A 14,552-nucleotide genomic window follows, 5' to 3' on the forward strand; every position below is an offset into this window, starting at 1 on the left:
TGCCATGCTAATGGATAATGACTTATTGTGTTTTCTTAACTCTTTCGGTCCAAAGCTGCCAAGGTCGACCAATGGTCTTCTCGATCGTTTCTTGGGCGATCGAGGCTTCACCTGGGGTGAGATATTGAACCTGCCCCATCTTCATTGCTTCCCCTTGAATGCTGGCATTCTGAATCGCATAGACTGCTCTAAAGACAGCCTTTTTGATGGAGTCTGCTCCAGCAGCATAACCGTGGCCACGCATCAGAACAAAATATTGCAAACCCATTGATTGGGATAAGGCATTACCCAACTCCACATTACTGACAAACATATCGGTATCTGGATTAGGTTTTGCAAAATTACGAATTTCAAATATCGGTGCGCCCTCGCCCAAAAAAGAACTCATGTGATACACCGGTTTTAAGGGGGTTCCAGTCAAACCATAAGGCAAGATCGGTGGTGCATGTCCATGAATCACTGAATTGATATCGGGACGATTTTTTAGAATGCCACTATGAATAAATCGTTCGCCATATGCAACCCGAGTGTCGCCATTGAGCGCCTTACCATTCATATCGAACTCCATGATGTCCTCGACCTTTACAGTCGACGGCGCAACACTTCTCGCTAGAAAGAAAGTATTGGGATTGGCAGGATTGCGAACGCTAATATGGCCATAGCCATCAACTGCATTTTGGTCGTACAAAATATGATTAGCAATCACCAATTCTTCAATGGCTACTTTGACCTTGGGATCTTGCTCCATCTGCTCTTGCACAGAGGCAGCATGAGCCTGCGCAATACCGAGTAATATCAATGAAATCAGAATTCTTTTCATTATTCCACCTTGCCGATCTTTCTGACGATCTCACCCATCTGCGCAGATTCTTTATCCCAGTAGACTTTAAATTCGGGAGCATCCAGATATTGGATGGGGCTTCCTGCGCCATTAATCACAGAGCGTACTCTCTCATCCGTTGAGGCTTGCTTAGCAGCTTCACGTAGCTTATTGGTGATGTAGTCAGGAGTAGCACTAGGCACAAATAATCCAGCCCACTGTGAAAACTCTATCTTCACACCCATTTCTTTAAAGCTGGGTACCTCTGGCATGCTAGCCAATCTGCCATCACCCCAATGGGCTAAAGCACGTACCTTGCCTGCTTTAATTTGCTGAACAATCGAGGATGGCCCAGTAGCAATCGCATCCACCTGTCCTCCCAATAAGCCCACAATCGCTGGCCCAGCTCCCGTATAAGGAATATGCACCATGTAGAACTTTTCAGAAGACTTGAGCATCTCCATCGGCACGTGCATAGTTCCATAGTTTCCTGAAGAACCAAAGTTGTATTTACCAGGATTAGCGCGCATTGCGGCTACAAAAGCTTTGTAATCTTTCCATGGGCTATCTGCGCGCACCACTAATACGGTCGGATCAGCAGTAAAACGGGCAATCGGTTTAAGTTGATTCAACTGAAAAGATTGCTCGCGCCCGACTACTTTGTCAGCCTCGGGAATAATTGAAATGGAAGATAAAGCCATCAAGATGGTGTAACCATCTGGTTTTGATTTAGCCACTGACGCCATACCAATACCACCACCTGCACCCGCCTTATTTTCCACAATCACCGGTTGGCCCAAGATGCGGGACAGCGCTTCAGCCACCGGTCTACCTACGGCATCGGCTACACCACCCGGAGGAAATGGCACGACCATGGTGATCGACTTGGTGGGCCAAGGCTCTAGGGTCTGGGCAAACGCAGAAATTGCCCAACAAGATAATGCGATACAGCCCAACAAACGGCGAACTTGGTATTTTTGTCTCATTTTGTCTCTGAACCGTAATTTCGTTATTATTTATGCTCTTTATCCTACTACAAGAATCATCACAATCAACTAGGGTTAGTCTAGACATAACCCCCACTGGAGATAGTAATCATGAGATACGCAGCATTTTCTTTAAGCAAAGAGCCTTCCAAGACTCGGGTGGGAATCGTAGCAGCTGACGGCAAGACTGTACAAGAGCTCGATTTAGGGGTTGATGTAAGTGAAGACGGCATTGTGGCCATCCTTAAATCAGATCTGGCTGGCAAATTACCCCAGCCCATTGCGACGCATGCCTTGAGTGATATTCGTTTACTCGCCCCTGTTCCAAGACCTCGTAGAAATATTTTCTGTGTTGGCAAAAATTATCATGAGCATGCTAAAGAATTTTCTAATAGCGGATTTGATGGCAGCGCTAAACCAGGCGAGGATATTCCAAGCCATGCCATTTTCTTTACCAAGCCGCCAGAGTCTGTCACAGGCCCAAATACTAATGTCATTATTCCGACTGCAGTATCTACCTGCATCGACTACGAAGCCGAGTTAACGATTGTGATTGGTAAGGGTGGTAAGGGCATCAGCGAGGCCGATGCCATGAAACATGTCTGGGGTTACACCGCTATTAATGATGTGACAGCCCGCGATTGGCAACAACGTCATAAGCAATGGTTCCTTGGCAAGAGTTTTGATACCTTCTGTCCAATGGGCCCCTGGGTTGTGACCGCAGATGAAGTCAATGCCGAAGATATTTCTGTGAAATGCTGGGTCAATGGTGAGTTACGCCAAAACTCCAATACCAAAGATCTGATCTTTGATATTCCGAACATGATTGCCACTGTCTCAGCCGGTATTACGCTTTACCCTGGCGATCTGATTGCCACCGGGACACCTGTGGGAGTTGGCATCGGGTTTAAGCCGCCAAAGTATTTAGTCAATGGCGATGTCGTAGTGGTTGAGATGGGCGGCATTGGCAAGCTTGAAAATACCTTTGTTGCCGTCTAAGTAAGTCAACTGATATTGACTTAAAAAGAAAGCCACCCTAGGGTGGCTTTTCTAATGTACGGCTTAGTTTTAAGTTAGCTTATGCCAAGGTAAATTTGAGTTCACCAAGATTTCCTACTGAACTGACTACCTTATCGCCCTTCTTTAGCCAGACTTGTTTGTCTTTCGGCATCCCTGCTATTACGCCTTCCGGAGTTCCCGTAAAGATAATATCGCCAGGCTCTAGAGTCCAATAGGTACTGATATAGGAGATCATCTTTTGGGTGTTATGAATAAAGTCTGAGGTATTTGAGTTTTGACGTAACTCACCATTGACCCAAGTTTTGACCGTCAAGTTGTTAGGGTCACCCACTAAATCAGCCGTCACAAAATAAGGGCCAATTGGTGCGTACTGATCTAAGGTCTTACCTACCATCCACTGACCATTCGGTAGATCCAGCTGCAAGTCACGTGAGGAGAAGTCATTAGAGGTGCAATACCCGCCAATATAATCGAGCGCCGCAGATTCAGGGATGTTACGTCCTTGCTTGCCCACCACAATCAACAGCTCAGTCTCATAGTCAAGCTTGTAAGACACTGATGGCGGAGGAATCTGCAATAAGCTGTTATGCGCAGTCAGAGTGTTATTGTATTTATTAAACAATGGTGGAACGCGTGGGTAACCACGACCAACCTCATCGGCATGGGCACGAAAATTTAAGCCAACACAGATAATCTTGCCTGGATTTTTAAATAGACGTCCAAAAGTAATGTCAGATTCTTTTAAGTAAGGAACGCCAGATTTATCTGCGCTAGCCACTACTTTATTAAATCCTACAGCATTACCTTCTTGCAACAACTGATCTAGCGTAGTTGGAGCGGCAATCTTCATCTTCTTGGCTACAGCGCGGACATCAATTACGCCCTTTGGAGTCACAACCCCTAACGTCTCTGTACCGTCAGAATTCATGATGGAGAGGATCTTGCTGTTCTTCACCATTTCACGAGGACCCTTGTATGGCTCACCACCCCATACTGAAGTTTGATGTGCAGAAGCTTCTTGCATTACACCCATAGTGGAAGCTGCTACTAAACCAGCACCTGCTGCTGATGCGGTTTTCATAAATTGACGGCGTGAACTCATCCATTTCTCCTTTTGTTTTAATAAATTATTTCAATTGCCAATTAATCACTACAAAAGGAATATTACTGCAGCAAAATATGCGGTGGTGCAGCAAATAGAATGAAAGCGGACGACTAAGCTAAGCCGAAGAAAGTCGCAATGCGGTAGGTAATGAATGAAGCAATGTAAGCTAGTCCGAACAAGTAGCTCAGCATAATGATTGGAATCTTCCAACCGCCCGTTTCGCGCTTAACCGCAGCAATGGTTGAGAGGCACTGCGGCGCAAACACAAACCATGCCAGCAAAGAAAGAGCCGTCGCCAACGACCAACCACTAGAGATCAATGGAATCAATGCTTCTGCTGCATCAGCACTAGAGCTTGATAAGGCGTAAACCGTTGCAAGTGAACTCACGACTACCTCGCGCGCAGCCATGCCAGGCACTAAGGCAATGCTGATCTGCCAGTTAAAACCAATTGGCGAGAAGACATGCGCTAGGGCCTGTCCGATGACACCAGCAAAACTATATTGAATTGGAGATCCAGTTGCGCCTTCTGGTGGCTGCGGAAAGCTCGATAAAACCCATAGGCCAATGGTCATGATCAAAATAATGCCACCCACACGACGCAAGAAAATTTCTGCGCGTTGCCATAGACTGATGGCTAAATTGCCTAAGCGTGGCAAGTGATAACTCGGCAACTCCATCATGAGGGCGTTCATTCTGAACTGCTCACTAGTAAATCGTTTCAGCACCCAGGCTACAGCCATGGCCCCCAAGATACCGGCCAAGTACAACAAGAACAGCACTAAGCCTTGCAAATCAATGCCGGCCCATAATTTCTGTTCCGGAATAAATGCAGAGATTAATAAAGCGTACACCGGCAGACGCGCTGAACAAGTCATCATCGGTGCGATCAAGATGGTGACTAAACGATCGCGCGCATTAGAGATACTACGCGTTGCCATGATGCCAGGAATAGCGCAGGCAAAACTAGATAGAAGGGGAATGAATGAGCGCCCCGATAAACCAACGGAGCCCATCACACGATCTAAGAGATAAGCCGCTCTGGGCAAATAACCAGACTCTTCTAGCAACAAAATAAAGAAGAACAAAATCAAGATCTGCGGCAGAAAGATCACAACCCCACCTAATCCAGCCAAGATGCCATTAATCAACAAGCTACGTAACCAGGTGTCTGGCAGAACCTCACTCATTTGTGTGCCAAGATATTCAATCGAGGTCTTAATCAATTCCATCGGCATGGTTGCCCAAGTAAAGACGGCTTGGAAAATGCAAAAGAGTAAGACAACCAAAATCATCGGACCAACTATTGGGTGTAGCAATACTGCATCCAAGCGATCACTCAGTTGATCGGGAATAATTTGGTCAAGACCCAAGTTCTGCAATATGCGCTGTACCTGCACGTTGTCAGATTCTGTATGGGCAATATGCGAAGCAACATTTTCTAAGGTGGCATCACTAGTGCCGGTGCGCAAGGCATTGAGATTGCGCCAATCTAATTCTGATAAGAACTGCTTGATACCATCTGCGCCATCTGACTGTATGCCAACACTCGTAATCACCGGTAGCCCCAGTTCCTGAGAGAGTGCAGCTGTATCAATCTGCAAGCCTTGGCGTTTAGCGATGTCGAGCATATTGAGTACTACAACGCATGGCAATCCCAAGCGCTTCGCAGCTAATACTAGGCGTAGATTGCGACGCAAGTTCATAGCACTCAAAATGCACAAAACTAAGTCGGGACGTTTCTCCCCTTCTGCTCTGCCCAAGAGGACATTACAAGTCACCCGCTCATCAAGTGATCGGGGATAAAGGCTATAGGCCCCCGGTAAATCTAGGATACGAATATTTTTTCCAGACCCAAGTGCTAGTCGACCTTCTTTACGCTCAACCGTCACACCAGAATAATTGGCAACTTTCTGGCGACTGCCAGTGAGTAAATTAAATAAAGCTGTTTTTCCACAATTGGGATTACCCAATAAAGCGACGATTGGTTCGCTGGGGAAAAAATGGACGGTGGATTCAGACATGAGGAATTAACTCAACCTCAATCATCCGAGCTTCTGATTGACGCAAGGCAAATGTAGAAGTACCAACTCGAACTAGATAAGGCCCTTTTTTCAGCAGACCTTTGCGCAGCAAAGTGACCTGCTCACCGGGAAGAAAACCAATATCTTCCAACTGCCCCTTAATTTGAGGGGCGCCTTTGGGGGCATTCACTTCACTCACCCGATAGAGGTTGCCAAGGTCGACCTGATCTAAATTCATTCAATATGCTTTTTAGCTAGCTGAGAAGGGATTATAGCTTTAAATGAGAATGAATATCATTCATTCAAAAGCGAAATTATTCCTTTAATAATGTGGCATCCTAAGCCTTTAGGATTTGATCCAAAGCAAAAGTAATAGGCTTAATCCAGACTCATTTGAATTGATTGAGAAGAGACGCAAATACCTGAAATCAATTCAGTGCAGTGGGTGTTGTGAAGCCGTATTTACGCAGAATCGATTTAGCCTGCGGGCCCTGCATAAATTGATATAGATCTTGCGCCTCTTGTGGAGCATCTTTGATCAACACCATTCTTTGTTGAATGGGGGAATAGAGTTTGCTATCGACCAATATGAAGTTGGTCTCTTTTGCGACCCCTGATGACTTCACTAATGACAAAGCAGTAAAGCCAATATCTGCCGCACCACTCACTACGTATGTTGTAGCCACGCCAATGTTATCGGCATAGACCAGTTTATTTTTCGCCAGATCCCATAAGCCCTCTGCTTTGAGATATTCCATCGCCGCTTTTCCATAAGGCGCTAACTCAGGTTTTGCGATAGCAATCTTGTTTGCCTTCATGATGGCTCTACTGACCTCCGCCTTACTGTTAACTAGCTGAATGCCAGCAGAGGTTTTGGCGATCAAGGCAAGCTTGCCAATGGCGTAGACAACTCCTTCATTGATCGTCTTGCCATTTTTATAAAGCTCAAGAGGAAAATACTCATCAGCGGCGATCAAGAGATTGAATGGCGCACCATTCATAATTTGAGCTGTGAAATTACCAGAGGAGCCATAGACTATTCTCAACTCTGATTTACCATTAGCCTTGAACGCACCGGCAATCTCACTAAAGGCATCTTTCATATTGGCAGCAACAGCAACCGTTGCACCCTGAGCAAAAGCAAAGTTTGCAAACAGCAGGAGTGATGCGAATAGCGATAGTAGGCGCAAAGACATATTCAAAGAGATTGTAGCCTTCGATCAAACTCGCTCAAAGCCAGTCTTTTACCTGTCTATTAAGGCTAACTGCCTTATAGCCTGGTGTATTTCCAGAATAGCTGCGAATTTTACGAATCAACTTTGAAGATTCAGGCTGAGACACCATCTCCTTGTGCATGGCAATGAAGAAAATTTCATCTTGCAAAGGCACAAAGCCAAGACCATTTTCAAGTGCAATATTTTTTACTCCGATTCCAACGTCAGCCTTATCAGCCAGAATCGCATTAGCTACTGCAGAGTGCGTGAACTCTTCTTGTAGGTAACCATTAATCTCAAAGGGATCAATTCCCTCATTAATCAATAAGGTGTCGAGCATTAATCTAGTGCCTGAACCTATTTGACGGTTGATGAAGCGAATTTTTTGATTGAGCAAGTCCTCAATTGATCGAATGTGTCGTGGGTTCCCCTTTTTAACGATCAGACCCTGCGTTCGCTTCATTACTGGATATATTTGAATATCGCTTTTGGATAAACGCTGATAAATGGCCTTTGAGCTCTGCTCATTCGATACATGGTAGCCAGCAATATCAGCCTCATTATTGAGAAGCCTTTCTAGAGACTCTCCAGAGCCAGCAATTTTCAGATTAAAGCCTTTTACTTCTCTGACAGCCTGCTGAATAATCGAATCGCTACTCGACAAAAACTTCCAGCGAGCGCTTTCTGATTTTTGTACGCGATTCATTTCTTTCATCAAGGCTTCTTGATAGGCGTTGCCGTACTTCAAGTGCCCAGCCTGCATGTCATCAATAAATTTAAAGAGAAAAGATCCAAACTCCGTTAACTTAGATCCATGTCCTTTAGTACGAACAATCAGAGGCATTCCCAAAGTAGCTTCAACCTCATTCAATTTGCCCCAAGCACCCCGATAGGAGGTGCCCGCCCTTTTGCTGGCTACCACTAAGGAGCTGCCACTCTCAATGTCCTTAAGGAGTTGAGATAGCCAAATGAGATCCACAGAGTTTTTGCCCTGGCTTTGCACGACAAGAGATGGACGAACTTCAATTTGCATATGTAATTTTTTGCATATTCATTAAGTATTAATGTATGAGATGATATCCGCCTAGTCAACTCTTTGGTATGTTTTATGAAAAAACTGATTCCTAATCTCTTCTTTAGCTTACTAATCGCTTTTTCTTTCAATGCCCCACAAGCACTCGCACAAGAAAAGAGCGTTGTGGTTTCCTCAACTACCTCAACCGAACAATCTGGTCTATTTGGTTTCATCTTGCCAATCTTCAAGATGAAGACTGGGATAGATGTCAAAGTGGTTGCCGTTGGTACTGGCCAAGCGTTAGATATCGGTCGTCGTGGCGATGCAGATGTTGTCTTCGTTCATGACAAACCAGCAGAAGAGCTATTTGTCCAAGAAGGCTATTCCACCAAACGCAATGAAGTGATGTACAACGACTTTGTATTGATTGGGCCAAAATCTGATCCCGCAAAAGTTGGCGGTGGCAAAGATATCCAAGCGGCATTCCAAAAAATTGCATCTGCCCAAGCACTCTTTGTTTCTCGTGGTGATAAGAGTGGCACACATGCTGCAGAGCTTCGCTACTGGAAAGGTGCTGGCATTCCCGTTTCACCAAGTCAGAGTTGGTACAAAGAAACTGGCTCCGGTATGGGCCCTGCCCTCAATACCGCCTCAGCAATGAATGGCTATATCTTGGCAGACCGCGCAACCTGGTTAAGCTTTAAGAATCGTGGTGACCTCACTATATTGGCTCAAGGCGACCCCAAGCTCTTTAATCAATATGGCGTGATGCTAGTCAATCCAGCCAAGTACCCGTCAGTGAAAAAGGCTGAGGGCCAAGCATTTATCGACTGGCTCATTTCCAAGAATGGTCAAGACGTGATTGCTAGCTATCAAATTGGTGGCGAACAACTCTTCTTTCCTAATGCTAAGAAATAGACTTATTGGGAAAAAATCTTAATGCCTCTATGCGCGCTTTGCCAACCATGTCTATCTGCATACTTCGGTTGAGAATGTATTCATTCAGCTACTTTTACAAGTTTCCGTAACACCTCGCGAACATCCTGTGGAATTGGTGTTGGTTTATTAGTCTTCCGATCAACATAAACATGGACAAAATATCCCATCGCTGAGGCAAGGTCATCCTCATTCTTAAAAATGGCGACTTCATATTTGACGCTACTATTTCCTAAATGTGCCACTTTCAATCCAACATGAATCATGTCGGGATAGGCAATTGGTGAAAAATATTGGCATTGGGTCTCAATCACCAAGCCGATAGCGCTGCTTTCAAGTACATCCAAAACATTTTGCTCAATGAGATAACGATTTACTGCTGTATCAAAAAAAGAGTAGTACACCACGTTATTAATGTGCCCATAAACATCATTATCCATCCATCTAGAATGAACCTCTTCAAATGCTACAAAATCAGCGCGAACTGGTGGACTAGCTTTTTTATCGCTCATAAAGCCTCTCTATATAGCGCTGCAGCGTCATTCAAAGTAATTTCACGAGGACTATTTTGTAATAAGCGTGTTTGCAGCATTGCATCTGCAGCCAACTGATCAATATCCTCTGCGGTGATACCAACCTCAATTAATTGTTTTGGCAACCCCAACTCACCAGCAAGACCGCCAAGATAGTTGGCCAGTTGAGTAGCCTGTTCAATGGATGAGCCTTGTAAGCCAGGCTTGATAATTTGACCCAACTCGGCATACATACTGTGCGCAGCTTCTAAATTAAAGCGCATCACAGGCCCCAGCATTAATGCATTTGATAGACCATGCGGCACATGAAATCTTGCACCAATTGGATAAGCTAATGCGTGTACACCCGCTACAGGGGCATTCGTAAATGCCATTCCCGCGAGACAAGCACCTAATAGCATGTTTTCACGTGCATCAATATCGCTACCGATCCTAACCACTTTATGAAGATTGTCAGCCAATAAACGCAAAGCCTCTTTGGCTAAACAATCAGAAACAGGATTTTTTAAGCGCTTAGTTGTAAAGGCTTCAATAGCATGAACCATGGCATCAATACCAGTTGCAGCAGTGACATGGGCTGGTAGTCCCAACGTTAACTCAGCATCAAGCAATGCAAGGTCTGGGAGCAATTGAGGGGAAACGACGCCCTTCTTTTCACTCTCGCTAACAGTAACAATAGAAATGGTGGTTACCTCAGAACCAGTACCTGCTGTTGTAGGAACCAAGATCAGGGGTAAGCGCGGCCCTTTCGCCATGCCTACACCATAGACATCTGCTAACTTTTCTTTACCGGGGGCTAATAGGGCAACTAATTTGGCTACGTCCATTGAGCTTCCACCACCAAAACCAACGATGTAATCCGCTTTGGCATCTTGAGCTGCTTTTACAGCAGCATCAATCACTGATACGGGCGGATCAGCCTGCACATCAGAAAATATTTGCACTGGCAAACCAATTTCTTTGAACTGAGGTAAGGCTTTCTCAAGCAAGCCAGCGGATAGAACTCCTGGATCAGTAATGATTAGTACAGATTTTCCACCCCGCTCGGCAATTCTCTTAGCAAGATGATGAGTGCCGCCTCTTTCTACCAAGATGGAGCGGGTTGAGTGAAAGTCAAATTGCATATTTGCCTCTTACTAATTTTCTAAATTACTTCTTTTAATTTAAAACGCTTTATTTTTCAGAGTCTGTTCTCGACATCTCTTTCGCCACATGAACATCTGCATGAAGAAAGATAAGGATGGGTCCCAGGTCTTGAACCTGGGGCCAAAGGATTACTTCTTAGGTGTTACGAAACCAATCGCTGTGTCGTCAACAAACTCAACGATCACATCATCACCAGCTTTAAATTTCTCAAGACCTAACACTGCTGGATCTACTTTCACTTTTTGCTTCTCGCCGCTAGGCATTGTGAAAGTGACGATACGGGTCTTTTGATCGATCGTAGAAATCTTCACAGTTGCATAGATAGTGTCTGTTGTTTCTTCGAATGGCTTAGCAGAACCTTTGCCAGCGATCGTTACAGAACGCACACCAGAAACACCTGGCTTAGCATCTTTAGCAGCAGCAGTTAATCCAACCGCAACCGCTTGTGCATGCTCAACCAAGAATACGTCACCTTTTTTGACTTTATCCAAGTCATTGATTGCTTTAGATACATTCATCTGTGCCAAGTTACCATTTGCATCTTTCAAGATAACAATACGTTTTTTAACATCTACAGAATCCACGGTTGCGCTAAGCACAATCACTTCAGCAGCTAAGGGCAACATTTTTGCAGGCGTTTGCGCAAAAACAGAAGTTGCACAAGTAATACCAACGGTAGCGAATAAACCAGCAAGTAAAGATTTCTTCAAGATAACTCCTAATTGAGGGGGTTCGATGGAACTAGATTCGGGCTTGATATGCCACTAGTGCATTGTAACCACGGCATGTTTAATTAAAGTTTCTTATTTGGTAAATTAAACCTATCTACACATTGCATTTCATATTGCCAAACCATTGAAAACTATAGAAATCTTCCTTTTGCCCTGGGAGCGCGCCTCAGAAGCCGCTTACGCCATCCGCAAGCAGGTGTTTATTGAAGAGCAAGGGGTTCCAGAAGAGCTTGAGCTTGATGAGTGCGATCCCTCAGCAATGCATGTTCTGGCTCACCAAGACGGACAATATGTTGGCACCGCAAGACTAGTCGATTTGGGTAATGGGCAAGCCCAGATTGGGCGTATGGCTGTCTTGGCAAACTTTCGAGGCCAAAACATCGGCAGAGAGATACTAGTAAAGCTATTACTGACTGCCAAATCAAAAGACTTCTCTTCTCTGATCTTGCACTCTCAATTAACAGCAATGCCTTTCTATGAAAAACTGGGTTTTGTAGCTACCGGTCAAACCTACAATGAGGCGGGCATTCCCCATCGTAATATGATGCTTATATTATCTAAATAAATTAAAAACCAATCGCTAATAATGAGTTTGCCAAGCACTTTTATCTACACTCATCGGGTCTGCTATGCCGATACTGATGCTGCAGGATTTATCTATCATGCGCGCTACCTTGATATCTTCGAACGTAGTCGGGCTGAATGGTTAGCTCAAAAAAATCTCAGCCCCAGCAAGCTGATTACTGAATTCAAAATTCTGATGCCCGTTCGTGAGCTTCAGATGGAATTTCATAAACCAGGTCGCCTCGATGATATGTTGCATATCGATCAAGTCATTGAACGCCGAAGTAGAGCTCAGGTTAGCGTTCGACAAACCGCAAAACGAGCCACTTTAAAGACTGCTATGGAACTGGAATTAATTGCCAGCGCTTTAATTAATATCGTCTGCCTGGATGTTGATACCTTGAAACCCAAAGCCTTTCCTGATTTTCTATTTGCTGCTGAATAAAAGGTATCCCATGTCTGATGGAACATTACTCACCTTCGTTAAAGAACTCAGCCTATTGCTTGAGCAAAAACCAAGTGAAGCAGTGATTTTCACTAAAGGCAAAAAGCTCTTAGAGAATCTTATTGCTGTCGACGATTGGCTACCAGTCGAATTTACTAAACCACATCCTCAGTATTACCAACAATATCTTCTCTATGCAGATCCATTGGATCGCTTTTCGGTTGTGAGTTTTGTCTGGGGCCCAGGTCAAAAAACACCCTTACATAACCATACCGTCTGGGGCATGGTCGGCCAATTACGTGGGGAAGAAAAAGGGACTCCTTACCATCGTCAAGCAGAGGGTGGCTTTAGAGCTGGTAAAGCTTGTATTTGTCCTCCGGGTTACGTGGATACCGTCTCACCGAATACGCATGACATCCATGTTGTTGAAAACAATCATCTCCATCAAACGTCCATCAGCATTCATGTGTACGGTGGCAATATCGGCAGAATTCAGCGCTCGGTATTTGACCCAGTGACTGGCGCAGAAAAATCGTTTGTCTCTGGTTATGCCAATACCGTTGTTCCTAACCTCTGGAATCCGGCTTAATTCAATAAAGTGAGTTCTTTGAGGTCAATGACTTAAAATAGAAGCTCTTACTGCAAACGCGCTTGCGTGGCAGCTCACCCCATTGACCGGGATAGTCGATTTTTAAATACGTTGAATACGGGTCAATACTTTATTGGCCCCTATGTTATTTACAGATCTTGGTTTATCAGAACCCATTCTTCGCGCTATTGCAGAAGAGGGCTATACCAGCCCTACCCCTATTCAAGCGAAATCTATCCCCGCAGTTCTGAAGGGTGGAGATCTTTTAGCAGCAGCGCAAACTGGCACTGGCAAGACTGCTGGCTTCACACTGCCTATCTTGCAACGCCTCAGCAGCACTCCCAAAGCGAGTGGCAAAAGACTGTTACGGGTATTAATTTTGACCCCTACTCGCGAATTAGCCGCGCAAGTTCAAGAGTCTGTGCTGACTTACGGCAAGTACACGGGCCTAAAGTCAACTGTCATCTTTGGCGGTGTTGGCGCCAATCCCCAAATTAAAGCGATTGCTGGTGGCCTTGATATTTTGGTTGCTACGCCAGGTCGCTTGTTGGATTTGATGTCGCAAAAATGCGTCTCACTCAACGATATTGAAATTCTAGTGTTGGATGAAGCTGATCGCATGCTCGACATGGGCTTCTTACGCGATATCAAAAAGATCTTGGCTGCCTTACCCAAGAAACGTCAGAACCTACTCTTCTCGGCAACCTTCTCAACTGAGATTAAACAATTAGCCGATGGCTTACTCAACTCACCAGAGTTGATCGAAGTCGCCCGTAGCAATAGTGCGAATGAAGCCATTGCGCAGTTAATCCATCCCGTTGATAGAACCAAAAAGCATCCGCTCTTAGCGCATCTTATTAAGAGCAATGACTGGAAACAGGTTCTAGTATTTACACGTACCAAGCATGGCGCCAATAAGCTCGTCACCCAATTAGAAAAAGATGGCATCACCAGCATGGCCATTCATGGGAATAAAAGTCAAACTGCGCGCACCAAAGCGCTAGCTGATTTTAAGGCGGGTAAATTAACAGCATTAGTAGCCACTGATATTGCTGCGCGGGGCATTGATATTGATCAGTTACCTCATGTGGTGAACTATGACTTGCCAAATGTGTCCGAAGATTACGTCCATCGTATTGGTCGTACTGGTCGTGCTGGCTCTAATGGGGTTGCCGTTTCTTTAGTTTGCGTTGATGAGCACCAGATGCTGCGGGATATTGAAAAACTCATCAAACAAAAACTTCCTCAAGAAGTGATTGCGGGATTTGAGCCAGATCCAAACGCAGTAGCCCAACCCATACAACTGCGTAGCCAACAACACCAACAATCCAGAAAGCCCCGTGGTGGTGGCTCAGGAAGCGCTCCAGCTCGTCAGGCGCCAGCTAAGCGTAGCAGCCCACCGAAAAGAAGCTTCAATCGCTAAC

16 protein-coding genes are annotated in these 14,552 nt (G+C 45.0%); 6 read left to right on the plus strand and 10 right to left on the minus strand.

What is annotated here, in order from left to right:
• Positions 1-22 precede the first annotated feature (22 nt).
• A complete protein-coding gene (locus AOC29_RS07040) occupies positions 23-820 on the minus strand; it encodes a class II aldolase/adducin family protein (RefSeq protein WP_215295074.1) in 798 nt (265 codons plus the stop codon).
• Positions 820-1,806, minus strand: a complete 987-nt coding sequence (locus AOC29_RS07045) for a tripartite tricarboxylate transporter substrate binding protein (RefSeq protein WP_215295076.1) — start codon at positions 1,804-1,806, stop codon at positions 820-822. The genes AOC29_RS07040 and AOC29_RS07045 overlap by 1 nt, the downstream gene beginning before the upstream one ends.
• Before the next feature lie 111 nt (positions 1,807-1,917).
• On the opposite strand from AOC29_RS07045, the gene AOC29_RS07050 reads away from it, so the two are divergent.
• Positions 1,918-2,805 carry a fumarylacetoacetate hydrolase family protein gene (locus tag AOC29_RS07050; protein ID WP_215295078.1) on the plus strand — a complete coding sequence of 296 codons (888 nt, stop codon included), beginning with the start codon at positions 1,918-1,920 and terminating at the stop codon, positions 2,803-2,805.
• Between the two features lie 79 nt (positions 2,806-2,884).
• On the opposite strand, the gene AOC29_RS07055 is transcribed toward AOC29_RS07050, so the two are convergent.
• From AOC29_RS07055 to AOC29_RS07075, 5 genes are all read right to left on the minus strand, one after another.
• The gene (locus AOC29_RS07055; RefSeq protein WP_215295080.1) at positions 2,885-3,928 is read right to left on the minus strand and encodes a fumarylacetoacetate hydrolase family protein; all 1,044 of its coding nucleotides are present in this window, start codon (positions 3,926-3,928) and stop codon (positions 2,885-2,887) included.
• Positions 3,929-4,041: 113 nt separating this feature from the next.
• Positions 4,042-5,955 (minus strand): ferrous iron transporter B, encoded by a 1,914-nt coding sequence (locus tag AOC29_RS07060; RefSeq protein ID WP_215295082.1) that lies wholly within the window; start codon positions 5,953-5,955, stop codon positions 4,042-4,044.
• Complete coding sequence (locus AOC29_RS07065; protein WP_215295084.1) at positions 5,948-6,193, minus strand: FeoA family protein; 246 nt, start codon at positions 6,191-6,193, stop codon at positions 5,948-5,950. The genes AOC29_RS07060 and AOC29_RS07065 overlap by 8 nt, the downstream gene beginning before the upstream one ends.
• A gap of 190 nt (positions 6,194-6,383) precedes the next feature.
• Positions 6,384-7,151: a molybdate ABC transporter substrate-binding protein gene (gene modA, locus AOC29_RS07070; protein ID WP_215295086.1), complete on the minus strand. Its 768-nt coding sequence runs from the start codon at positions 7,149-7,151 to the stop codon at positions 6,384-6,386.
• Positions 7,152-7,185: 34 nt separating this feature from the next.
• Positions 7,186-8,202 carry a substrate-binding domain-containing protein gene (locus AOC29_RS07075; protein ID WP_215295088.1) on the minus strand — a complete coding sequence of 339 codons (1,017 nt, stop codon included), beginning with the start codon at positions 8,200-8,202 and terminating at the stop codon, positions 7,186-7,188.
• A 75-nt stretch (positions 8,203-8,277) separates the two neighbouring features.
• On the opposite strand from AOC29_RS07075, the gene AOC29_RS07080 reads away from it, so the two are divergent.
• A complete protein-coding gene (locus AOC29_RS07080; protein ID WP_215295090.1) occupies positions 8,278-9,102 on the plus strand; it encodes a substrate-binding domain-containing protein in 825 nt (274 codons plus the stop codon).
• A gap of 80 nt (positions 9,103-9,182) precedes the next feature.
• Here AOC29_RS07080 and AOC29_RS07085 read toward each other — a convergent pair whose 3' ends face one another.
• The 3 genes from AOC29_RS07085 to AOC29_RS07095 form a co-directional block, all read right to left on the minus strand.
• Positions 9,183-9,632, minus strand: a complete 450-nt coding sequence (locus AOC29_RS07085) for a thioesterase family protein (protein ID WP_215295092.1) — start codon at positions 9,630-9,632, stop codon at positions 9,183-9,185.
• Positions 9,629-10,777 carry an iron-containing alcohol dehydrogenase gene (locus AOC29_RS07090; RefSeq protein ID WP_215295094.1) on the minus strand — a complete coding sequence of 383 codons (1,149 nt, stop codon included), beginning with the start codon at positions 10,775-10,777 and terminating at the stop codon, positions 9,629-9,631. Before AOC29_RS07090 ends, AOC29_RS07085 begins: the two co-directional genes overlap by 4 nt.
• 150 nt (positions 10,778-10,927) lie before the next feature.
• Complete coding sequence (locus AOC29_RS07095) at positions 10,928-11,509, minus strand: hypothetical protein (RefSeq protein ID WP_251369952.1); 582 nt, start codon at positions 11,507-11,509, stop codon at positions 10,928-10,930.
• 145 nt (positions 11,510-11,654) lie between these two features.
• Here AOC29_RS07095 and AOC29_RS07100 point away from each other — a divergent pair, with 145 nt between their 5' ends.
• The 4 genes from AOC29_RS07100 to AOC29_RS07115 all read left to right on the plus strand — a co-directional run bounded on the left by AOC29_RS07100 (position 11,655) and on the right by AOC29_RS07115 (position 14,551).
• Positions 11,655-12,095, plus strand: a complete 441-nt coding sequence (locus tag AOC29_RS07100; protein ID WP_215295096.1) for a GNAT family N-acetyltransferase — start codon at positions 11,655-11,657, stop codon at positions 12,093-12,095.
• Between the two features lie 21 nt (positions 12,096-12,116).
• Positions 12,117-12,539, plus strand: coding sequence for a YbgC/FadM family acyl-CoA thioesterase (locus AOC29_RS07105; protein ID WP_215295098.1), 423 nt, complete (start codon positions 12,117-12,119; stop codon positions 12,537-12,539).
• Positions 12,540-12,549: 10 nt separating this feature from the next.
• The gene (locus tag AOC29_RS07110) at positions 12,550-13,128 is read left to right on the plus strand and encodes a hypothetical protein (RefSeq protein WP_215295100.1); all 579 of its coding nucleotides are present in this window, start codon (positions 12,550-12,552) and stop codon (positions 13,126-13,128) included.
• Between the two features lie 142 nt (positions 13,129-13,270).
• Entirely contained in the window at positions 13,271-14,551 is a 1,281-nt protein-coding gene (locus tag AOC29_RS07115; protein ID WP_215295102.1) for a DEAD/DEAH box helicase, read from the plus strand.
• Position 14,552 lies beyond the last annotated feature (1 nt).

Source organism: Polynucleobacter sp. JS-JIR-5-A7, assembly GCF_018687935.1.
Lineage (GTDB): Bacteria > Pseudomonadota > Gammaproteobacteria > Burkholderiales > Burkholderiaceae > Polynucleobacter.